22 protein-coding genes and 1 tRNA gene are annotated in these 21153 nt (G+C 70.9%); 14 read left to right on the top strand and 9 right to left on the bottom strand.

Features of this window, described 5'->3' with window-relative positions:
* The first annotated feature begins 103 nt into the window (after nucleotides 1-103).
* The 3 genes from ACFWVE_RS09850 (at nucleotide 104) to ACFWVE_RS09840 (ending at nucleotide 1894) form a co-directional block, all read left to right on the top strand.
* Nucleotides 104-592, top strand: a complete 489-nt coding sequence (locus ACFWVE_RS09850; protein WP_384010087.1) for a phage holin family protein — start codon at nucleotides 104-106, stop codon at nucleotides 590-592.
* Nucleotides 589-1539, top strand: a complete 951-nt coding sequence (locus tag ACFWVE_RS09845; protein ID WP_384010084.1) for an alpha/beta fold hydrolase — start codon at nucleotides 589-591, stop codon at nucleotides 1537-1539. Before ACFWVE_RS09850 ends, ACFWVE_RS09845 begins: the two co-directional genes overlap by 4 nt.
* Nucleotides 1540-1705: 166 nt before the next feature.
* A complete protein-coding gene (locus ACFWVE_RS09840; protein WP_384010081.1) occupies nucleotides 1706-1894 on the top strand; it encodes a hypothetical protein in 189 nt (62 codons plus the stop codon).
* A 111-nt stretch (nucleotides 1895-2005) separates the two neighbouring features.
* Here the strand turns inward: ACFWVE_RS09840 and ACFWVE_RS09835 are convergent, their stop codons facing one another.
* From ACFWVE_RS09835 to nth, 3 genes are all read right to left on the bottom strand, one after another.
* Nucleotides 2006-3205, bottom strand: a complete 1200-nt coding sequence (locus ACFWVE_RS09835; RefSeq protein WP_384010078.1) for a MarP family serine protease — start codon at nucleotides 3203-3205, stop codon at nucleotides 2006-2008.
* Nucleotides 3206-3322: 117 nt separating this feature from the next.
* The gene (locus tag ACFWVE_RS09830) at nucleotides 3323-4024 is read right to left on the bottom strand and encodes an NUDIX hydrolase (RefSeq protein ID WP_384010073.1); all 702 of its coding nucleotides are present in this window, start codon (nucleotides 4022-4024) and stop codon (nucleotides 3323-3325) included.
* A 116-nt stretch (nucleotides 4025-4140) separates the two neighbouring features.
* The gene (gene nth, locus ACFWVE_RS09825) at nucleotides 4141-4965 is read right to left on the bottom strand and encodes an endonuclease III (RefSeq protein WP_384010195.1); all 825 of its coding nucleotides are present in this window, start codon (nucleotides 4963-4965) and stop codon (nucleotides 4141-4143) included.
* Nucleotides 4966-5449: 484 nt separating this feature from the next.
* Here nth and ACFWVE_RS09820 point away from each other — a divergent pair, with 484 nt between their 5' ends.
* Complete coding sequence (locus tag ACFWVE_RS09820) at nucleotides 5450-6124, top strand: Crp/Fnr family transcriptional regulator (protein WP_042163713.1); 675 nt, start codon at nucleotides 5450-5452, stop codon at nucleotides 6122-6124.
* Between the two features lie 92 nt (nucleotides 6125-6216).
* On the opposite strand, the gene ACFWVE_RS09815 is transcribed toward ACFWVE_RS09820, so the two are convergent.
* The 4 genes from ACFWVE_RS09815 to ACFWVE_RS09800 form a co-directional block, all read right to left on the bottom strand.
* A complete protein-coding gene (locus ACFWVE_RS09815) occupies nucleotides 6217-7047 on the bottom strand; it encodes an MBL fold metallo-hydrolase (RefSeq protein ID WP_384010070.1) in 831 nt (276 codons plus the stop codon).
* Nucleotides 7044-8009: an NUDIX hydrolase gene (locus ACFWVE_RS09810; RefSeq protein WP_384010067.1), complete on the bottom strand. Its 966-nt coding sequence runs from the start codon at nucleotides 8007-8009 to the stop codon at nucleotides 7044-7046. The genes ACFWVE_RS09815 and ACFWVE_RS09810 overlap by 4 nt, the downstream gene beginning before the upstream one ends.
* Nucleotides 8010-8126: 117 nt before the next feature.
* A complete protein-coding gene (locus ACFWVE_RS09805; RefSeq protein WP_384010064.1) occupies nucleotides 8127-8597 on the bottom strand; it encodes a RidA family protein in 471 nt (156 codons plus the stop codon).
* Entirely contained in the window at nucleotides 8594-8755 is a 162-nt protein-coding gene (locus tag ACFWVE_RS09800; RefSeq protein WP_019355547.1) for a DUF4177 domain-containing protein, read from the bottom strand. The genes ACFWVE_RS09805 and ACFWVE_RS09800 overlap by 4 nt, the downstream gene beginning before the upstream one ends.
* A gap of 81 nt (nucleotides 8756-8836) precedes the next feature.
* Between ACFWVE_RS09800 and ACFWVE_RS09795 the strand changes: the two genes are divergently transcribed.
* Both ACFWVE_RS09795 and ACFWVE_RS09790 read left to right on the top strand, forming a co-directional pair.
* Nucleotides 8837-9814, top strand: a complete 978-nt coding sequence (locus ACFWVE_RS09795; protein WP_384010062.1) for an ArsA family ATPase — start codon at nucleotides 8837-8839, stop codon at nucleotides 9812-9814.
* A 94-nt stretch (nucleotides 9815-9908) separates the two neighbouring features.
* Nucleotides 9909-11381, top strand: a complete 1473-nt coding sequence (locus ACFWVE_RS09790) for an ArsA-related P-loop ATPase (RefSeq protein ID WP_384010060.1) — start codon at nucleotides 9909-9911, stop codon at nucleotides 11379-11381.
* Between the two features lie 240 nt (nucleotides 11382-11621).
* Here the strand turns inward: ACFWVE_RS09790 and wblA are convergent, their stop codons facing one another.
* On the bottom strand, nucleotides 11622-11960 hold the full coding sequence (gene wblA, locus ACFWVE_RS09785) for a transcriptional regulator WblA (protein WP_384010058.1): 339 nt from the start codon (nucleotides 11958-11960) through the stop codon (nucleotides 11622-11624).
* 417 nt (nucleotides 11961-12377) lie between these two features.
* On the opposite strand from wblA, the gene ACFWVE_RS09780 reads away from it, so the two are divergent.
* On the top strand, nucleotides 12378-14723 hold the full coding sequence (locus ACFWVE_RS09780; RefSeq protein ID WP_384010055.1) for a transglycosylase domain-containing protein: 2346 nt from the start codon (nucleotides 12378-12380) through the stop codon (nucleotides 14721-14723).
* A 103-nt stretch (nucleotides 14724-14826) separates the two neighbouring features.
* Here ACFWVE_RS09780 and ACFWVE_RS09775 read toward each other — a convergent pair whose 3' ends face one another.
* On the bottom strand, nucleotides 14827-15294 hold the full coding sequence (locus tag ACFWVE_RS09775; protein WP_384010053.1) for a GatB/YqeY domain-containing protein: 468 nt from the start codon (nucleotides 15292-15294) through the stop codon (nucleotides 14827-14829).
* Nucleotides 15295-15513: 219 nt separating this feature from the next.
* On the opposite strand from ACFWVE_RS09775, the gene ACFWVE_RS09770 reads away from it, so the two are divergent.
* The 7 genes from ACFWVE_RS09770 (at nucleotide 15514) to ACFWVE_RS09740 (ending at nucleotide 20592) form a co-directional block, all read left to right on the top strand.
* Complete coding sequence (locus ACFWVE_RS09770) at nucleotides 15514-16440, top strand: metallophosphoesterase (protein ID WP_384010050.1); 927 nt, start codon at nucleotides 15514-15516, stop codon at nucleotides 16438-16440.
* 121 nt (nucleotides 16441-16561) lie between these two features.
* Complete coding sequence (locus ACFWVE_RS09765) at nucleotides 16562-17365, top strand: Pr6Pr family membrane protein (protein WP_384010045.1); 804 nt, start codon at nucleotides 16562-16564, stop codon at nucleotides 17363-17365.
* Nucleotides 17366-17398: 33 nt separating this feature from the next.
* Nucleotides 17399-17472: transfer RNA gene (locus tag ACFWVE_RS09760), tRNA-Pro, on the top strand.
* A 509-nt stretch (nucleotides 17473-17981) separates the two neighbouring features.
* Complete coding sequence (locus tag ACFWVE_RS09755) at nucleotides 17982-18911, top strand: phosphorothioated DNA-binding restriction endonuclease (RefSeq protein WP_384010042.1); 930 nt, start codon at nucleotides 17982-17984, stop codon at nucleotides 18909-18911.
* A gap of 78 nt (nucleotides 18912-18989) precedes the next feature.
* Nucleotides 18990-19268, top strand: coding sequence for a CopG family transcriptional regulator (locus ACFWVE_RS09750; protein WP_384010040.1), 279 nt, complete (start codon nucleotides 18990-18992; stop codon nucleotides 19266-19268).
* 788 nt (nucleotides 19269-20056) lie between these two features.
* Nucleotides 20057-20248, top strand: coding sequence for a CsbD family protein (locus tag ACFWVE_RS09745; protein ID WP_384010037.1), 192 nt, complete (start codon nucleotides 20057-20059; stop codon nucleotides 20246-20248).
* Complete coding sequence (locus tag ACFWVE_RS09740; RefSeq protein WP_384010034.1) at nucleotides 20245-20592, top strand: hypothetical protein; 348 nt, start codon at nucleotides 20245-20247, stop codon at nucleotides 20590-20592. Before ACFWVE_RS09745 ends, ACFWVE_RS09740 begins: the two co-directional genes overlap by 4 nt.
* Nucleotides 20593-21153: the final 561 nt, after the last annotated feature.

Genomic DNA, 21153 nt, shown 5'->3' with positions numbered 1-21153 from the left:
GGGCGCAGGTGATGGGGCGGACGGGGGCCGTCAGGCGGCAGACTGAGCCTTACTCAGAGGTACGCAGAGGCACGCAGGACGAAAGAAGAAGAGGGAGACCGCGATGAGCGCACCCGACGGCAGCCCGGTCGGCGCCGAACGCAACATCGGCCAGTTGTTCGCCTCGGCGACGGAGAACATGTCCGCGCTGGTGCACGACGAGATCGCGCTGGCAAAGGCACAGCTCAAACGGGATGTGCAGCGGGGCGCGACGAGCGGCGGGCTGTTCACCCTGGCCGGCCTCGTGCTGCTCTTCTCCCTGCCGATGCTGAGCTTCGCCCTGGCCTACGGCATCCACGCCTGGAGCGACTGGAACCTCGCCGTCTGCTTCCTGCTGTCCTTCGCGGCGAACGTGCTGCTCGCGCTCTTCCTCGCCCTGATCGGGGTGGTCTTCGCGAAGAAGGCGAAGAAGGGCCGCGGCCCGCAGAAGGTCGCCGCCTCGATGAAGGAGACGGCGGTCGTGCTGCAGAAGGTCAAGCCGCACCCGCGTCCCGAACTCCCCAAGGACCGGGTCCCCGAGGCGATCGAAGCTGTGGCACGCTCGTCCTCATGACGGACCCCGCCACTCCTTCGGCGCACCCCCTCTCGGCCGTACGCCTCGACATCCCGGGCGGTGCCGAGGTGACCCACCGGGACGTCGCCGCCAACGGTGCGCGCTTCCACATCGCCGAGCTCGGCGACGGGCCGCTGGTGCTGCTGCTGCACGGCTTTCCACAGTTCTGGTGGACCTGGCGGCACCAGCTGACGGCGCTCGCCGACGCCGGGTTCCGTGCGGTCGCCATGGACCTGCGGGGCGTCGGCGGCAGCGACCGCACACCGCGCGGTTACGACCCGGCCAACCTCGCGCTGGACGTCACCGGTGTGATCCGTTCCCTCGGCGAGCCGGACGCCGCGCTGGTCGGGCACGACCTGGGCGGATACCTGGCCTGGACGGCGGCGGCGATGCGCCCCAAGCTCGTACGGCGGCTCGCGGTGTCGTCCATGCCGCATCCGCGGCGCTGGCGGGCGGCCATGATCGCCGACGTGCGGCAGTCGTCGGCCATGTCGCACATCTGGGGGTTCCAACGGCCCTGGATCCCGGAGCGGCAGCTCACCGCCGACGAGGGGGCGCTGGTGGCCAAGCTGATCCAGGACTGGTCCGGGCCCCGCCCGCCCGAGGAGAAGGCGCTGGAGAACTACCGGCGGGCCATGTGCATCCCCTCCACGGCGCACTGCTCGATCGAGCCGTACCGTTGGATGGTGCGGTCCCTGGCCCGGCCGGACGGCATTCAGTTCAACCGCCGGATGAAGCGGCCGGTGCAGGTGCCGACGCTGCATCTGCACGGCTCGCTCGACCCCGTGGCGGGTGTCCGCAACGCCGCCGGGTCCGGGGAGTACGTCGAAGCGCCGTACCGCTGGCGGCTGTTCGACGGGCTCGGGCACTTCCCGCACGAGGAGGACCCGGCCGCGTTCTCCTCCGAGCTGATCAACTGGCTGAAGGACCCGGAACCCGACCGCTGACGGCCGGCCGAGCGGCTTCCGGAACCCCTTCCGCCGCCTTCCGGTGCGCAGATCCGATCACCGGAACTGAACACCTGTCCTATGAAAGGCCACTTGCCTGGCGCATAGGCCAATTGGCCCTCCGCGAGGCGGTTATCGACCATGCGGCGGGGGCAGTGGTCGGAGTATGGGCTGGACGCACGACCACAGTGACACGGGCCGCGACCGCCGTTCGGCGGGCGGCAGGGGATCCCACCAGCAAGGCGGTGCACCGCAGATGGCAGGTACGGATCTCAGGGTCGGGATTCCGCGTATCCTCCGCCGCCGGGCCCGCTGGGTCTCGGTACGGCTGCGTCACCACCACCCGCGCGGCTGACGAGAGGAGCACGGCCGAACGTACCGCCGGCCGTGCTCCCGGCTGTGCAGTCGGCCGTGCCGATCGCCGGGTTCCTGGCCGTACGCCCGTCCGCGGCAGTCCTCGCGCCGCTCAGAGCGCGCAGCTGTCGCTGTCCACCTGCTGGGTCGCGGAACGGCCCTTGACGATGTCCTCCTGGATCTCGTCCACGGTGAGCGCGTACCCCGTCTCGGTGTCGTCGAGGGACTTGGCGAACACCACGCCGTAGACCTGGCCCTCGGGGGTCAGCAGCGGGCCGCCGGAGTTGCCCTGACGGACCGTCGCGTACAGGGAGTAGACGTCACGGCGGACGGTGCCCCGGTGGTAGATGTCCGGGCCGTTGGCCGTGATGCGCCCGCGCAGCCGCGCGGACCGGACGTCGTACGCGCCGTTCTCCGGGAAGCCGGCGACGATCGCGCTGTCGCCGCTGCCCGCGTCCTCGGTGGTGAACCGCAGTGCGGGCGCCTTCAGGTCCGGGACGTCGAGGACCGCGATGTCGCGTTTCCAGTCGTAGAGGACGACCGTCGCGTCGTACTTCCTGCCCTCGCCGCCTATCTGCACGGTCGGCTCGTCGACGCCGCCCACGACGTGCGCGTTGGTCATCACGCGGCGTTCGGAGAACACGAAGCCGGTGCCTTCGAGGACCTTGCCGCACTGCGGGGCGGTGCCCATGACCTTGACGATGGACCGCTGCGCGCGCCCGGCCACGGGGCTGCCGGCCAGGGCGGGGTCGGGGGGCTGGACGTCGGTGATCGGCTCGTTCGCGAACGGGCTGAAGACCTGGGGGAAACCGTTCTGCGCGAGGACGGAGGAGAAGTCGGCGAACCAGGTGTCGGCCCGGTCGGGCAGCGCCCGGGAGACGCCGGTCAGCACCTTGGACTGGCGGACCTCCTTGCCGAGCGTCGGCAGGGTCGTGCCCGCGAGGGCGGAGCCGATCAGCCAGGCGACCAGGAGCATCGCGACGACGTTGACCAGGGAACCGCCGGTGGCGTCGAGCGCGCGGGCCGGGGACCAGGTGATGTGACGGCGCAGCTTGTTGCCGAGGTGCGTGGTCAGGGCCTGGCCGACGGAGGCGCAGACGATGACGACGACGACCGCGACGACAGCGGCGGCCGTGCCGACCTCCGCGTTGTCCGTCATGAGGTCCCAGATGACGGGGAGGATGTAGACGGCGACGAGACCGCCGCCCAGGAACCCGATCACCGACAGAATGCCGACGACGAACCCCTGGCGGTAGCCGACGACCGCGAACCACACGGCGGCGACCAGCAACAGGATGTCCAGCACGTTCACCGCGTTTTGCCTCGCCTCGTCATTCCGGTCGTTCTTACCGGGCCGGAGTCCGGGGGCATACGGCATGAACCGCCGTCGTCACGAGCCCCCGTACCGCACGGCACCGCGCCCACCCTGTCATGACCGCCAGTCCAGCGGGACCTGCTTCTCCCGGTCCCAGGGGCGCTCCCACCCCGCGTAATGGAGCAGCCGGTCGATGATCCCGGCCGTGAAACCCCACACCACGGCCGATTCCACCAGGAATGCCGGACCCCGGTGGCCGCTGGGATGGATGGCGGTCGTCCGGTTGTCCGGATTGGTGAGATCCGCCACGGGAACGGTGAAGACCCGCGCGGTCTCGTTGGGATCGACGACGCCGACCGGGCTGGGGACCCGCCACCAGCCCAGGACCGGCGTGACGACGAAGCCGCTGACGGGGATGTAGAGCTTCGGCAGAACGCCGAAGAGCTGGACGCCGTCGGGATCGAGCCCCGTCTCCTCCTCGGCCTCACGCAGCGCGGCCCACAGCGGCCCGTCGGCCAACGGGTCGCCGTCCTCGGGGTCCAGGGTGCCGCCGGGGAAGGCCGGCTGTCCGGCATGCGAGCGCAGCGCGGCCGACCGCTCCATGAGCAGCAGCTCCGGGCCGCGCTCGCCGTCACCGTCACCGAACAGGACAAGGACGGCGGCCTGGCGGCCCTCGCCGTCCGCCGGGGGCAGGAAGCGGCTCAGCTCGTCCGGTGCGACCGTCTCCGCAACCCGGACCACCGGGTCCAGCCAGGAGGGCAGACCCTCCGTGCTGAGCGTCACCCGACCGCCCCGGAGATCGGTCACCCGCGTCATCGCCACCCCTGTCGTCCTCGCCCCCACCGCTCCCCTGCCCCGTTCAACGCCCGCTGGTGCCTGGATCTTTCCACCGGCACCCGCCGTATATGCCCCCGTCATGCGGCCCATGCGGCTCATCCGGCACCCAGCGGCGGGGCCGGCCGGCCGCCCGCGTCGAGGTAGGCCTGCGGGGGGTTCAGGCGCTGGCCCGGGAAGCCGCCCTTCTCGTACTTCAGCAGCTTTTGCGCCTTGTCCGGGTCGGTCTCGCCCTCGCCGTACGCCGGGCAGAGCGGGGCGATGGGGCAGGCGCCGCACGCGGGCTTACGGGCGTGACAGATGCGGCGGCCGTGCCAGATCACGTGGTGCGAGAGGTCGGTCCACTCACTCTTCGGGAAGAGCGCGCCGACGGCCGCCTCGATCTTGTCGGGGTCGGTCTCCCCGGTCCACTTCCAACGCCGCACCAGACGCTGGAAATGCGTGTCCACGGTGATGCCGGGGCGGCCGAAGGCATTGCCGAGCACGACGAAGGCCGTCTTGCGGCCCACACCGGGCAGCTTGACGAGATCCTCGAGCCGGCCCGGCACCTCGCCGCCGAAATCCTCCGCCAGCGCCTTCGAAAGGCCTATCACCGACCTGGTCTTGGCCCGGAAGAAACCGGTGGGGCGCAGGATCTCCTCCACCTCCTCCGGGTTGGCGGCGGCCAGCTCCTCGGGGGTGGGGTATTTCGCGAAGAGGGCGGGGGTCGTCTGGTTGACGCGCAGATCGGTGGTCTGGGCCGACAGGACCGTGGCGACCACGAGTTGGAAGGGGTTCTCGAAGTCCAGCTCGGGGTGGGCGTACGGGAACACCTCGGCGAGCTCCCGGTTGATCCGCCGGGCGCGGCGGACGAGGGCGATGCGCGACTCCGCCTCGGGCGGCTTGGCCGCCCTGCCGGCGGCCGCGGACTTCGCCGACCTCACCTGCTTCGCCGACTTCGCCCCGGCCGCGCTGCTCGCACTCGCACTCGCACTCGAGGCCGCGTCCGAGGTGTCGTTCGAGATGTCGTTCGAGGCCGACGTCGAATCCGAGGTCGCGCTCGAGGTCGCACTCGCGGTCGATTTCTTCTTCACCGGCGCCTTCTTTGTCGGTTTCGCCGTTTTCCTGCCGCCATCCGAGCCCTGTTCGCCCACGGCGGAATCCCGGTGTGCCGCCACCCGAACAGCCCCTTGGGCCTGCTCTCCCACCGGCGATTTGGACACCCGGCCAGCCTACGGCTCGGCACTGACATCCGTCCCGGCCCCTGAATACCGGCCCCCGATTGGACCCCTGCCGCTTACCCCGCCAGGCCTGTGCGGCATCCTTGTGACAGATCACACTGTTTGGACTGTCCGGCAAAATGGGCACTTCGGTCCCCTGGTACGTGGGGATCAAAGTCCCCTGAGCAGGTCGACAAGGAGAGAACACGTGGACGACGTTCTGCGGCGGAACCCGCTCTTCGCGGCGCTCGATGACGAGCAGGCCGCGGAGCTTCGCGCCTCGCTGAGCGAGGTGACCCTCGCACGGGGCGACTCCCTGTTCCACGAGGGCGACCCCGGAGACCGGCTCTACGTGGTCACCGAGGGCAAGGTCAAGCTCCACCGCACCTCCCCCGACGGCCGCGAGAACATGCTGGCCGTCGTCGGGCCCAGCGAGCTCATCGGTGAGCTGTCGCTCTTCGACCCGGGTCCGCGCACCGCGACCGCCACGGCGCTGACCGAGGTCAAGCTGCTCGCCCTCGGCCACGGCGACCTCCAGCCCTGGCTGAACGCCCGCCCCGAGGTCGCCACCGCACTGCTGCGGGCTGTCGCGCGCAGGCTGCGCAAGACCAACGACGCCATGTCGGACCTTGTCTTCTCCGACGTTCCGGGCCGGGTCGCCCGTGCCCTGCTGGACCTCTCCCGCCGCTTCGGCGTGCAGTCCGAGGAGGGCATCCACGTCGTCCACGACCTCACGCAGGAGGAGCTGGCCCAGCTGGTCGGCGCGTCCCGCGAGACGGTCAACAAGGCTCTGGCGGACTTCGCCCAGCGCGGCTGGCTCCGCCTGGAGGCCCGCGCGGTGATCCTCCTGGACGTCGAACGCCTCGCGAAGCGGTCCCGCTGATCCCGCCGGCCCTGTCCCACTGACCCGACCCGGCTCTCCGTGGCCACGGAGAGCCGGGGACCAGAGCGACAGGCCCCGGGGCCTGTCCGGCCCTAGATGAGCCCGTGCTCCCGCAGGTACTCCAGCTGCGCGCGGACCGACAGCTCCGCGGCCGGCCACAGGGAGCGGTCCACGTCGGCGTAGACGTGGGCGACGACCTCGGACGGGCTGCGGTGGCCGTTCTCCACGGCCGTCTCCACCTGGGCCAGGCGGTGCGCGCGGTGTGCCAGGTAGTACTCGACGGCGCCCTGGGCGTCCTCCAGCACGGGGCCGTGGCCCGGCAGGACCGTGTGGACGCCGTCGTCGACCGTGAGCGAGCGCAGATGGCGCAGCGTGTCCAGATAGTCGCCGAGGCGGCCGTCGGGGTGGGCCACGACGGTCGTACCGCGCCCCAGGACCGTGTCGCCGGTGAGGACGGCCCCGTCGGCCGGCAGGTGGAAGGCCAGCGAGTCGGCGGTGTGGCCGGGGGCGGGGACGATCCGCAGCTCCAGGCCGTCCACGGTGACCACGTCCCCGCCGGACAGTCCCTCGTCCCCCAGGCGCAGCTTGGGGTCCAGTGCCCGTACGTTCGTGCCGGTCAGCTCGGCGAAGCGGGCGGCGCCCTCGGAGTGGTCCGGGTGACCGTGCGTCAGCAGGGTGAGGGCGACGCGCTTGCCGGCCCGCTCGGCGGTGTCGACGACGTTGCGCAGATGCCCCTCGTCCAGCGGGCCCGGGTCGATCACGACCGCCCGCGCGGAGCCGGGTTCCGACAGGATCCAGGTGTTGGTGCCGTCCAGGGTCATCGCCGAGGCGTTCGGCGCCAGGACGTTGACCGCCCGCGCGGTGGCGGGTCCGGAGAGGACCCCTCCGCGCGGTTGGCCGGGAAGGGCTGCCGCGTCGGTCATGCGGGGGCTCCACCGTTCGGGATGTGCTGGGTGGGCTGGGAGTGCTGGGTGTCCTGGGTGTGCTGCGGGATGTGCCGGGTGAACTCGTCGTGCCCCGGCCAGGACAGCACGACCCCGCCCTCGTCCAGCCGCGCGGTGGCCAGCACCGGCGTGAGGTCACGCGCGGGTGCCGCCTCGAGCGCCTGTGCCGCCGCCGTGTACGCCGTCAGCTGGCGCAGGGTCGCGATGGTCGGCGGCATCATCAGCAGCTCGCCCCGGTCGTGGCCGGCGGCCGCCTCGCTCGGGGCGATCCACACCGTACGGTCGGCCTCCGTGGAGGCGTTCCGGGTGCGTTGTCCCTCGGGGAGGGCGGCGACGAAGAACCAGGTGTCGTAGCGGCGGGGCTCGAACTCCGGGGTGATCCACCGCGTCCACCCGCCGAGCAGGTCCGAGCGCAGGACCAGTCCCCGGCGGTCGAGGAACTCCGCGAAGGACATCTCCCGCGCGACGAGCCCCGCGCGGTCCGCCTCCCAGTCCGGGCCCGTGGTGTCGCCGACCACGGAGTCGGGCGTCGGGCCCGCGAGCAGCACGCCGGCTTCCTCGTACGTCTCGCGCACCGCGGCGCAGACGATCGCCTGGGCCGCCGTTTCGTCGACGCCGAGTCTGTCCGCCCACCACGCGCGCGTGGGGCCCGCCCAGCGGACGTGAAGATCGTCGTCGCGCGGGTCGACCCCACCGCCGGGATAGGCGTACGCGCCCCCGGCGAAGGCCATGGAGGTGCGTCGGCGCAGCATGTGGACGACGTAGCCGTCGCCGGTGTCCTTCAGGAGCATGACGGTGGCCGCGCGCTTCGGCGTGACCGGGACGAGGGTCCCGTCCGCGAGCGCGCGGATACGCTCCGGCCATTCCGGCGGATACCACTGCCCGCCGGTCCGGCCACCCGGCCGGCCCCCGGCCTGCCCATCAGCCCGCGCATTCGCCATGGCCGGAGGCTATCCCGCGACGGGCCGATGTTCGAGGGGCGACGGATGAGCAAGGGGGAAGCGCCTGCCCGCCCCCGTCACCCCGCCTTCCCGCCCGTCCCGGTCAGTCCGTTCCGGTCAGTCCGTTCCGGTCAGTTCCACCTGGATCTCGACCTCCACGGGCGCGTCCAGCGGCAGTACCGCGACGCCCACCGCGCTGCGGGCGTGGACGCCCTTGTCGCCGAGGATGTCGCCCAGCAGTTCGCTCGCGCCGTTGAGGACGCCCGGCTGGCCCGTGAAGTCCGCGGCCGAGGCCACGAACCCGGTGACCTTCACCACGCGCGCGACGCGGTCCAGGTCACCGACGACGGACTTCACGGCGGCGAGGGCGTTCAGCGCACAGGTGCGCGCCAGCTCCTTCGCCTCCTCCGCCGTGACCTCGGCGCCGACCTTGCCGGTCAGCGAGAGCGCGCCGTCCACCATGGGAAGCTGGCCGGCGGTGTAGACGTACCGGCCGGACAGCACGGCCGGACGGTACGCGGCCAGCGGCGCGGCGACCTCGGGCAGCCTCAGCCCGAGCTCGACCAGCTTCGCCTCGACCGCGCTCACGCCTGCTTCTCCCGCTTCAGGTAGGCCACCAGCTGCTCGGGGTTGTTCGGACCGGGAACGACCTGTACGAGCTCCCAGCCGTCCTCGCCCCAGGTGTCCAGAATCTGCTTCGTGGCGTGGACCAGCAACGGAACTGTGGAGTACTCCCATTTCGTCATACGGCGACTCTAGCGGCTGCTTTCCGGGGAGATCCCACCCGGATCCGCCGGGACGCGCGGGGAGGAATTAGGCTCAAAGGCGTGAGCAGGCTTCAGGTCGTCAGTGGCAAGGGCGGAACCGGCAAGACCACGGTGGCCGCGGCCCTCGCGCTGGCTCTGGCCACGGAGGGGAAGCGGACGCTTCTCGTCGAGGTCGAGGGCCGCCAGGGCATCGCGCAGATCTTCGAGACGGAGGCACTGCCGTACGAAGAACGGAAGATCGCCGTCGCTCCCGGGGGCGGGGAGGTGCACGCCCTCGCCATCGACGCGGAGCGGGCCCTTCTGGACTACCTCCAGATGTTCTACAAGCTGGGCGGCGCCGGACGGGCCCTGAAGAAGCTCGGCGCGATCGACTTCGCGACCACCATCGCGCCGGGTGTGCGGGACGTCCTGCTGACCGGCAAGGCGTGCGAGGCGGTGCGGCGCAAGGACAAGAGCGGGCGGTTCGTCTACGACTACGTCGTGATGGACGCCCCGCCGACCGGGCGCATCACCCGTTTCCTCAACGTCAACGACGAGGTCGCGGGACTCGCCAGGATCGGCCCGATACACAATCAGGCGCAGGCCGTGATGCGGGTGCTGAAATCGCCGGAGACGGCGGTGCACCTGGTCACGCTGCTGGAGGAGATGCCGGTCCAGGAGACCGTGGACGGCATCGCCGAGCTGCGGGCGGCCCGGCTGCCGGTGGGGCGGATCATCGTCAACATGGTGCGCCCGGAGCTGCTGGACCCGGCCGATCTGGAACTCGTGGGGACGGTCACGCGTTCTTCCGTCGCGCGGTCATTGGCCTCCGCCGGTCTCGGCGGCGCGCGGCGCGGCGGGCACGCCGAGCGGCTGGTGGACCCTCTGCTCGCGCAGGCGCAGGAGTACGCCGAGCGGTACGCGCTGGAGGCCGAGCAGCGCGCCGCGCTGACCGAGGTGGACCTGCCCCGGCACGAGCTGCCGCTGCTCGCGGAGGGCATGGACCTGGCGGGCCTGTACGAGCTGGCCAAGGAACTCCGCGCCCAGGGCGTGTCATGACCGGCAAGAACCCGCCCGCCGAAGCCGCGCCCCCCACGAATGTGCCCGTCACCGACCGGCAACCGAACCGGAAGCATCGGAAGCAGGGAATGTCATGAGTCGTCGTCCGGAACCGGCGCAGGCGCACGACCCGGCCCACTCGGGCGGCTCGGCCCGCCACCACCTCTCCTCCGTACCCACGCTCGACGTCGACCCGCTGATCGAGGACCGCGGCACCCGGATCGTGGTGTGCTGCGGTTCGGGCGGGGTGGGCAAGACGACCACCGCAGCGGCACTGGGCCTGCGTGCGGCCGAGCGGGGGCGCAAGGTGGTCGTCCTGACCATCGACCCGGCCCGCAGACTGGCCCAGTCCATGGGCATCGACTCGCTCGACAACATCCCCCGCCGGGTGAAGGGCGTCGACGACTCCGCGGGCGGCGAACTGCACGCGATGATGCTCGACATGAAGCGCACGTTCGACGAGATCGTCGAGGCGCACGCGGACCCCGAGCGGGCCTCCGCGATTCTGGGCAACCCCTTCTACCAGTCGCTCTCGGCGGGCTTCGCGGGCACGCAGGAGTACATGGCGATGGAGAAGCTGGGGCAGCTGCGGGCCCGTGACGAGTGGGACCTCATCGTCGTCGACACCCCGCCGTCCCGGTCCGCGCTGGACTTCCTGGACGCGCCGAAGCGGCTCGGTTCCTTCCTCGACGGCAAGCTCATCCGCGTACTGCTGACCCCGGCGAAGGTCGGCGGCCGGGCGGGGATGAAGTTCCTGAACGTCGGAATGTCCATGATGACCGGCGTCCTGGGGAAGGTGCTCGGGGGCCAACTGCTGCGCGACGTGCAGACGTTCGTGGCGGCGATGGACTCCATGTTCGGCGGGTTCCGCACCCGCGCGGACGCCACGTTCAAGCTGCTCCAGGCGCCCGGCACCGCGTTCCTGGTGGTCGCGGCCCCGGAGCGGGACGCGCTGCGCGAGGCCGCGTACTTCGTGGAACGGCTGGCCGCCGAGGACATGCCACTGGCCGGCCTGGTCCTCAACCGGGTCCACGGCAGCGGCGCCGACCGGCTCTCGGCCGAGCGGGCACTCGCCGCCGCGGAAAATCTTGAGGACTCCCGCATTGTGGATCAGGAGGACGGGAAAGCTGGACTTCGTAACTCCCCCGACACATACGAGAGTTCGTCCGACCCCGCTACGGAGACCCCCACTCCGGAGGCACCCGGGGCCCCTGACACGTCCAAGACACCCACAACCGCCTCTCCCGACACTCCGGCACAGGACGACGTCCCCGACGAAGGCTCCCCCGCCACCGTGGACAGCACCGGCGCCGGCAGGGCGGACGAGGTGGACACGGAGCGGTCCGTCGGCCAGCTCACCGCAGGTCTGTTGAGGCTGCACGCCGAGCGGATGCAACTGCTCTCACGCGAGCAGCGCACACGGGACCGCTTCACCGCGCTCCACCCCGAGGTGGCGGTGACGGAAGTGGCCGCACTGCCCGGCGACGTGCACGACCTCGCGGGGCTGCGGGACATCGGCGACCGGCTCGCGGCCAACCGGCCGGAGCTGCCCGAGGCGAGCGTCTGACACACGTCGGCACTCCCTGACGGCGGCGCCACGCCCTGTCACCGGATCAACCGGAACAGCACCGGCGCCAACACGCCCCCAGGCACGCCGTCATACCCTGATGGACAGGCCGGCCCCGACAGACCTGCTCCGACAGACCTGCCCCGACGCGCGGCCGGGCACCGTCCGTCCGCCGGGCACGGCCCGCCCGGAGTCCTGCCCCCTGTCCACCGCGCAGAGGCCAAGGACCCCCGAGAGCCCTCAGCTCACCGCCGCGAGGTTCGCGTACACCTCGTCGTCGTCGAGGGGGACGATCCCTGTCCCCTGCTCGTACTCCGTGCGCGCGGTCTCCAGCAGCCGGCGCCAGGACGTCACCGTGGGACGCCGGCGCAGCAGTGCGCGGCGTTCACGTTCCGTCATGCCTCCCCATACGCCGAACTCGACGCGGTTGTCGAGCGCGTCGGCCAGGCACTCCGTGCGTACCGGACATCCGGTGCACACCGCCTTGGCCCTGTTCTGCGCTGCTCCTTGAACGAACAGTTCATCCGGATCAGTAGTGCGGCAGGCAGCCTGCGCACTCCAGTCGATAACCCAGCCCATACCGGCGCCGTCCTCTCCCGAATCGAGGCTCCCCCACGGCGGCAGCGGCATATTCACCGCAGCCAGTTGAGGACGTTACGGAAGGTGGGCACAGCGCAACACCCCCAGCGGGCCCAATCTTGAATGGCCCGAACGGACTATGGGTAAGCGGCAGATCACCCGGGGGAGTGAGCTGGCGACATGCGCGGCAATCCCGACGTTTCGGGTCGTTTCACTTGCGCCACAACGGACACCATGGGACACGGAAGGCGGATCCGGACACGCACCCAACACGCCCCGACAAAAAAGTCGGAGGAATCCGGAACGATTCGGGGTCGCCGGACGTATTGATACATGACCTCACTGCTGTGACAGTTGTGAGCAGCTTAGGCCAAGGCCTGTACGCCTGTCCGGCGAATGAGAACGTAGGCTGCTCCCATGCCAAAGAAGCGCTCGGGCGGTGGTCTGTCGCCAACGCAGCAGGCCGCCAAGTTCCTCGGTGTCAGTGTCCTGTCGGGAGCCGTGCTGGCCGGTATCGCGATCCCCGCCGTGGGTGCGCTGGGCCTCGCCGCCAAGGGGTCGGTGGAGAGCTTCGACGAGCTCCCCGCCAACCTCAAGACGCCCCCGCTGAGTCAGCGCACCACCATCCTCGACGCGGAGGGCGGCAAGATCGCGACCGTCTACTCGCGTGACCGCACGGTGGTCGACCTCAAGGACATCTCGCCACACCTGCAGAAGGCGATCGTCGCGATCGAGGACTCACGCTTTTACGAGCACGGCGCGGTCGACCTCAAGGGCGTACTGCGCGCGCTCAACCGCAACGCGCAGACCGGCGGCGTCTCCGAGGGCGCGTCCACCCTGACGCAGCAGTACGTGAAGAACGTCTTCGTGGAGGAGGCCGGTGACGACCCGACGAAGGTCGCGCAGGCCATCCAGCAGACCATCGGCCGCAAGATCCGCGAGCTGAAGTTCGCGATCCAGGTCGAGGAGGAGCTGGGCAAGAAGAAGATCCTCGAGAACTACCTGAACATCACGTACTTCGGCCAGCAGGCCTACGGTGTGGAGGCCGCCGCCCAGCGCTACTTCTCCAAGCCCGCCAAGGACCTCAACCTCCAGGAGTCGGCCCTCATCGCCGGCCTCGTCCAGTCACCGAGCCGGTACGACCCGGTCAACGACGAGACGGAGGCCACCAAGCGGCGCAACGTGGTCCTGGCGCGGATGGCCCAGGTCGGCGACATCTCCCGGGAGGAGGCCGCCGAGGCGTCGAAGTCACCGCTCGGACTGAAGGTCAGCAAGCCGAAGAACGGCTGCATCACGGCGGTCGACGATGCGGCCTTCTTCTGTGACTACGTGCGCGAGGTGTTCCTCAACGACCCGGTCTTCGGGAAGAAGAAGGAGGACCGGGCCAAGGTCTGGAACCAGGGCGGCCTGACCATCCGCACGACGCTCGACCCGCAGGCGCAGAAGTCGGTGCGGGAGTCGCTGAAGACGCACGTCTACAAGTCGGACAAGGTCGCCGCGGCGACCACCCTGGTCGAGCCCGGCAGCGGCAAGATCCTCGCCATGGGGCAGTCCAGGCCGTTCGGCTACGGCAAGAACGAGACCGAGTACAACTACTCGGTCGACGCCGCCATGGGCGGTTCCAACTACGGGTTCCCGACCGGTTCGACGTTCAAGCCGTTCGTGGCCGCGGCGGCGCTGGAGCAGGGCCACCCGGCGACGCAGATGTACCCCGCGCCGTACGAGATGCCGTACCCGGACCGGGTCCAGACGTGCAGCGGCAATCCCTGGGTCAACAGCAGCAACGAGAAGCTCGAGAACGAGACGGAGTCCGAGGTCGGGCCGTACGACCTGAAGGAGGCGATGGCCTTGTCGGTCAACACCTTCTTCGTGGAGATGCTCGCCGACATCGGAATGTGCCCGGTGGTGAAGATGACCGATGCCCTGGGAGTGGTCCAGGGCAACGGCGACAAGGTCCCCGAGGTGCCGTCGTCGATGACGCTCGGGTCGACCGGTCTCTCGCCACTGACCATGGCGAGCGCCTACGCGGCCTTCGCCAACCGGGGCATGTACTGCACGCCGATCGCGATCGAGTCGATCACGCAGAAGATCAGCGGAAAGCAGCAGTCGCTCGAGGTTCCGAAGTCCACGTGCAAGCGTGCGATGTCCGAGGAGACCGCGGACACCGTCAACACCCTGCTGCAGGGCGTGGTCGACTCCGGTACGGGGCGTGAGGCCGGCCTGACCGACCGCCAGAACGCGGGCAAGACAGGCACGACGGACGAGCGGCGGAACGCCTGGTTCGTCGGCTACACGCCGAACCTGTCGGGCGCCGTCTGGGTCGGCAGCCCTCAGCAGGACGTCAAGATGCTGAACATCACGATCGGCGGGGTCCCCCACGCGCTCGTCTTCGGTGGCGCGGTCCCCGGTCCGATCTGGAAGGACGCCATGACCGGCGCCCTGTCGGGCAAGGAGGCGCCCAGCTTCAACCTCGTCAACATCCCGGACCGCAAGGACGAGAACGAGAACCGCGACCCGGACCAGGGCCAGGACCGGGGGAACAACGGCAACGGTGACGGCGACGGTGACGGTGGTGGTGGCGACGGCCGCAACAACGACGCCGGCGGGATCATCGGCGGCCTCTTCGGCGGCGGCGACGGCGGCAACGGCGGCGGTGGCAACGGCGGGGTCGGTACCAACGGCGGAGCCGAACCGCTCCCGACCATCTCCATCCCGGAGGGCTTCATCCAGGGCCCCGGCAACGGACCGGGCGGACGGCGCTGACCACGCGCTGACGGCACACCGACGCCATGGGCGACACAGACGAAGGGCCCCTCTCTCCCGTACCGGCTCGGGAGGGAGGGGCCCTTCGCTGTGGCGTCCCGGCTCAGCCGTCGGCGAGGATCCTCTTCACCGCGGCGGCCACGCGGCCGCCCTCGGCCTGCCCGGCCACCTTCGGGTTGACGATCTTCATGACCGCGCCCATGGCCCGCGGACCCTGTGCACCGGCCGCCTTCGCCTCCTCGACGGCCTGGGCGACGATCGCGTTCAGCTCGTCGTCGGACAGCTGCTGGGGCAGGTAGCGCGCGAGGAACTCGCCCTCCGCCTTCTCCCGCTCGGCCTGCTCGGGACGCCCGCCCTGGGCGAAGGCGTCCGCCGCCTCACGGCGCTTCTTCGCCTCGCGGGTGATCACCTTGAGGACCTCGTCGTCGGAGAGCTCGCGCTTCTCCGTCCCCGCGACCTCCTCCTTGGTGATCGCGGTGAGCGTCAGCCGGAGCGTCGAGGAGCTGAGCTCGTCGCGCTCTCTGATCGCAACGTTGAGGTCGTCGTGCAGCTTCGACTTGAGCGTGGTCATGCCTTGATTGTCGCAGGAACGGAGGGAGGGGCGCCCGCGCATTTACGGCGCGCTCCCGAACCCCGGCGCCACAGGGCCCGTTCGGGCGGACGGTCACCCACCCGCGCCGGCCCGTCCCGGCCCGTCCCGGTCCGTCCCGGTCCGTACCCGCTCCGGGGCCGGCCGCCCGGAAGGCGACCGCCGGACATCCGCTCCTCCCGGATCTGACACGATGGGCGTATGCGCGCGCGATACGGAATCCCCCTGGGAATCACGGCGGCCGGCGCCGCCGGACTGGTGTACGCGGCGGGCTTCGAGGCCCGCTCCTTCCGGCTGCGGCGGGTGACGATCCCGGTCCTGCCCGCCGGAATGCGCCCGCTGCGCGTGCTGCAGGTCTCCGACATCCACATGGTGAGCGGCCAGCGCAAGAAGCAGCGCTGGCTGCGCTCGCTGGCGGGCCTGCGCCCGGACTTCGTGATCAACACGGGCGACAACCTGTCCGACCCGGAGGGCGTCCCGGAGGTGCTGGACGCGCTGGGCCCGCTGCTGGAGTTCCCGGGTGCGTACGTCTTCGGTTCCAACGACTACTACGGCCCGAAGCTGCGCAATCCCGCCCGCTATCTGATCGAGAAGGCCCAGGGCCGGCACGGCCTGAACGGCAACGCCCCGGCCGTGGACGTGGTCCACAACCCGTGGGAGGACCTGCGGGACGGCTTCGACGGCGCGGGCTGGCGGAATCTGACGAACACCAGGGACGCCCTGAAGATCGAGGGCGTCACGATCGAGCTGACCGGCCTCGACGACCCGCACATCAAGCGGGACCGCTACACGGAGGTGGCGGGCGGCCCGTCGAGCACGGCGGACTTCTCGATGGGCGTCGTCCACGCCCCCTACCTGCGCGTCCTGGACTCCTTCACGGCCGACGGCTACCCCCTGGTCCTGGCCGGCCACACCCACGGCGGCCAGCTCTGCATCCCGTTCTACGGCGCCCTGGTCACCAACTGCGACCTGGACACCGACCGCGTGAAGGGCCTGTCCTCGCACACGTCCGAGGGCCGGACGTCGTACCTCCACGTCTCCGCGGGCTGCGGCACCAACCGCTACACCCCCATCCGCGTCGCCTGCCCGCCGGAGGCGACGCTGATGACACTGGTGGGACAGGAGTAACCCCCGGGGTCGATCCGGGCCCGGGGCGGCAGGGCGCCCCACCACGTCCCCTCCCCCGCCACGCCCCCCATTCGGCCCACCCGCATCGCCCCGACCAGGTCGTTCACCCACTCTGGGGTTCATGACCGCCCCGATACCCAGGGACATCCCTGACCTCCCCGTCATCCCGGGGAGACGAGCGAACCTCATGCCGTCGTCCGCCCCTGCGGGAGCCGTGGCGCCCCCGGTACGCCGCCCCCTGACAGCGGCGTACCGCCTGCTCCTGGCGCTGGCAGCGATCGCGGCGGTGACCGTGGAGCTCCTGCTCGGCAGCCCGGCGCGCGTCCTGAGCCACTTCGCGATCCAGAGCACGCTCCTGCTGGCCGTGGTCATGCTCGCCTCGGCCCGCCGGGCCTGGACGGCCCGCCGCCCCCTGCCGGGCTCCCTGACCGGAGCGACGCTGCTGTACGTGGTCGCGGCAGCCCTGGTCCACCACGTCCTCCTGGCGGACGCGACACCGGCATTCACGATCACGGAGCCGACGGCGGCGGCGACCCTGACCGGAACAGCCGCCACGCTGGCCGCCCTCGCGCCGCCCACCCTGCACACGGTGCTCCCCGTCGCGGCGGTACTGGACCGGCTGTTCCTCTCCCCACCGGCCCGCATGCGCCTCGCCCACGCCGTCGCATGGCTCCTGTACCCGACGGCGTACCTGGCCTTCGCCCTGGCCCGCGGCGCCCTCCTCCCCGACACCCCGGCCCGCCACCTCTACCCCTTCCAGGACACCGGCCGGCACGGCTACCAGCACATCCTGGGCGTCTCCCTCCTCCTGCTGCTCGTCCTCTACGCCCTGGCCCTCGTCCTCATCACCGTGGACCGCACCCGCCCGGACCCCGTCCGCCTCGGCGCCAAAACCGGATTTCGTCTCCAGCCACCGGTGGGCTAAAGTGAACGTCGTCGCCGCGAGAGCAGCGACAATCGGGGTGTGGCGCAGCTTGGCAGCGCGCTTCGTTCGGGACGAAGAGGTCGTGGGTTCAAATCCCGCCACCCCGACTTTGTTCAAGTAGGGCAGGGCCCGATCCACTCGGTGGATCGGGCCCTGATCGTTTTTCCGGGTGTCTTCGGGGCGAGCCCTCCGGGAGCCGACCTCGCAGTTCCCGCTCCCGGCAGTGAGCCTCTGACACCGGTTTCGCGCCTCGGTGACCGACGAGATCGCCGCCGAGTTCTCGAACGACGTGGCAGGCCCGCCGCCTGGCAGCCGGGTTCGGTCCGGACATGGATGCCCGCACCGCCTGGGTGATGGCGCGGCTGACGCGGCATCCGGACGAGCTTCCCCACCCGGTGCGCCACCTGAACAGTGAAGAGAACGCCGGCTGATCCCCACCCGTCGCCGGCCGCAGCCGACCGGGGAATCACGTGGGACCGAAGGTGCCGCTGACGGGGAACTGCCTGAACGCTCGCCCTCCCGCATGCACGGTGTCACGCCCGGGCAGCCCTCTGCACGGCTCCCTCCGGGCATGCACTGATCGATGTCCGACGGGGCGCCACTACCATCGCCGGTCATGGACTGGCTGGAGCGCACCGCGAAGCTGAGGCAGTGGAGCAGAAGCGGGACCCGCGCTCCGCACAAACCGCTGCTGTTGCTGTACGCCCTCGGCCGGTTCCAGCAGGATGCCGCCGGCGAATTGCGGTACAGCGCGGTGGAGGAGGATCTGCAGCGTCTACTGACCGAGTACGGTCCGCCCCACCGGACGACGCCCGCCTACCCGTTCCACCATCTGGTGAGCGACGGCGTGTGGGAAGTGCGTACCGATCGCGGACCGGGCAGTCCCGGCAGTGGCGTGCGGGAGCTGCGGCACGTCGGAGCCGCAGGGCGGCTGGCGCCGGAACTGCGGGCGGCGCTGCGGCGAGAGCCGTCGCTGCTCGGCCGGATGGCACGGGTCCTGCTCGACCTGCACTTCCCGCCTTCGCTCCACGGCGACCTGTGCGAATCCGTCGGCCTGGAGCTGGAGCCCGCGGAGACCGCACAGCTCTCGGCCGTGCGCAGGCGGCGGGATCCCCGGATGCGGGAGCAGGTCCTGACGGCATACGAGTACCGGTGCGCCTTCTGCGGCTACGACGGCAGGATCGGCGCGGTGCCGGTCGGACTGGAGGCCGCGCACGTGCGCTGGTGGGCGTTCGACGGCCCCGACGACGTCGACAACGGACTGTGCCTGTGCTCGTTGCACCACAAGCTCTTCGACAAGGGCGTCCTCGGCCTCGGACGGGGGTCCCCCCGCTCGAGCGAAGCCGGGAGTGGGGGAGGCCACCGCATTCTGGTCTCGCAGCGCTTCGTCGGCCACAGCCACGCCGCCCGCGAGCACGTCACAGCGCTCGCCGGCCGCCCGCTCATCGGTCCCCAGCCGGGTGCCCGCCCCGTCGCGGCGATCCACCGCTCCTGGCACACCAGCCAGGTCTTCCACGGCGGCCCACGCCCCGCCACGGCCGTCTGATCGCCGGGCTCTGATCGCCGGGCGTCGATCCCGTGCCCCACTGGTAAGGAGCGCAACACCAAGAGCATGGTCTCTTGTATGGCGACGAAGAAGGTGACGGTGACGATTCCCGAGGATCTCCTGGACGAGATCCGCGCGGACGCGGCCGAGCGGGGCCTGTCGGCGCACGTCGCCGAGGCGCTGCGCTTCAAGCGCGACCGGGACCGGCTCCGGGAACTGGCCGACTGGCTGCAGGAAGAACACGGCCCCGCCACCGAGGACGAGCATGCGGCAGCGCTCGACGAGTTGGAGGAGCTCGACGCCGAACACGAGCGGCGTCGAACCACCGGAAAGCACAGCGCCGGAGAGGCTGCGTGAAGAAGCGAGCCGGTGAGCACGGACAGCGGCCTCTCCGTGTCTTCGTACTGGACTGTGAGGCCCTGTCCCTCGCGCGGCCGGGTAAGGTCGCGCGGCGGCCGGGCGGGTTGTCCGCCACCACCGGTCCCGGCAGGTTCGCACGGCGTCGATTCCTGCCGGACCGGCCCTGGCACGGGAAGTATCGAGGGGTAGGCACTCATCGTGCCGATGCGCCGGCGGACATGTGGGGTCGATCCGCTTCGACGGGCATCCGAGATCAGGGGGTGCGCCCCGGAAGGATGTCCATCATCCGGAAAGCTCGCTGGTCACACCCGAGGACTACGGGGCATGCCGGAAGAGTGTGAACTCACCGGGAGCACTTCGCACACCGGCTCCGGTGCCGACGCCGACGCCGGTGTCGTTCCCGGTGAGCGACGCCACCGGCCAACTGTCCGCGCGCAGAGGTCCGGAGACGGGTTCGCGCGATGTCCGCGGCCACCTCTCATCCACCGCTACGGGCCCTTCCCTCCAGGGCCCCGACCGCGCGCCTCGCGCTGACTCGCGCTGAAAGGGGCCGCTTCGGACACCGGCGTACGAAGAGCCCTCGCTTCCTCCACCGTCCTCCCGCACGCTCCGAGTCGGGGCGGGCCGGATCGCGTGGCCACCACGTTGACACGGGCCGTTGCCGGACGTTGACTGGCAGCACGGTGCAGGGCCATGCCACTCCGGACCACACGACGAAGCTTCCGCCTTCCCGCCTCGCCCAGACCCCGCAGGAACTCATCTACCGGACAACTGTGGGGCCGGCCATGACCGTTTCACCGGCCATCAGGAACAGGGCGCAGACGACGAAGGACAGGATCACGGAAGAGCTCGGCCGGGTCACCCGCAACAGACGACTGCGGCGCCGGGGCAAGATGGACCAAGCCTTCGGAAGCCTGAAACAGGCCACCGAGAAGACCGAGGACGCCTTCGGGCAGGACGGAAGCGGCACCCGATGATGTACGACCAGACTCGCGCCCAGCAACCCGCGGACCAGCCTTCGGGCTCCGCCGAGCGCCGCAGCCCGGCCCCGAAGCCGCTGCTGCCGTCGGACGAACAGGACAAGATCGTCCAGCGGCTCCGGCACGCCCTCAACACCTTCGCCGACACCCCCCGCGAGGCGCTGGAAGAGGCCGAGAGCGCCTACGACGAAGCCACCGCCCAGCTCGTGGACGCCCTCGCAGAGCGGCGGCGTGTCCTGCGCGCAGGGTGGGAGGACGGGGATCCCGGGACACAGTCCGACGAATTCAGGCTCGCGCTGAGGCAGTACCGGGAGATCATCCAGCGGCTGCTCCACGTCTAGGTCTGTCCGGTCGATCGCGTCGGAGGACCGGTTACGCCTCGCCTGGAACCGGCTGCCGGCCCAGCTCGCGAAGAACTTGCCGGGCTCACCGCCGACCCGGCCGGGGGATCCCGGCCGGGTGCCGTCGTGCCGTCAGACGCCGAAGGCGCCGGCGAAAGCGGAGAGAGGTCCGAACAGGCCGGTGAGCACGGCGGCGGGCACGGCGGCGGGCACGGCGGCCGGGTTTTCAGCGGCCGGCTTCCATGGAGCGATCGTCCGCGTCTGGCCGGGCCGTCCTTGTTCTTGCCGAACAGGTAGCCGTTGTCGTCGGTCCAGTGGGTCCGCTCCACCGCCGCGGTCTTGCTGTCCGCGAGCCGGATGCGGCCGACGAGGGGTGGGCCCCTTCCTCGGCGGCGGCGTCGAGACCGGACAGGTCCTGGGAAGCGGGGCCGGGTCCTCGGTGGACCCCGCCCCCCCCCACCGACCGAGCGTGAGCCCCCCCCCACCACCGCCCCGGCGGCCCGGGCCGGGGTGGGCAGGTGCCGTTGCATGCGGGCGGCGACCCACAAGTTAGGGTGGTGG

Origin of the sequence: Streptomyces sp. NPDC058632, from assembly GCF_042717095.1 — a bacterium.
Classification (GTDB): Bacteria; Actinomycetota; Actinomycetes; order Streptomycetales; family Streptomycetaceae; genus Streptomyces.
This window is presented reverse-complemented; position numbering and strand designations above follow the sequence as displayed.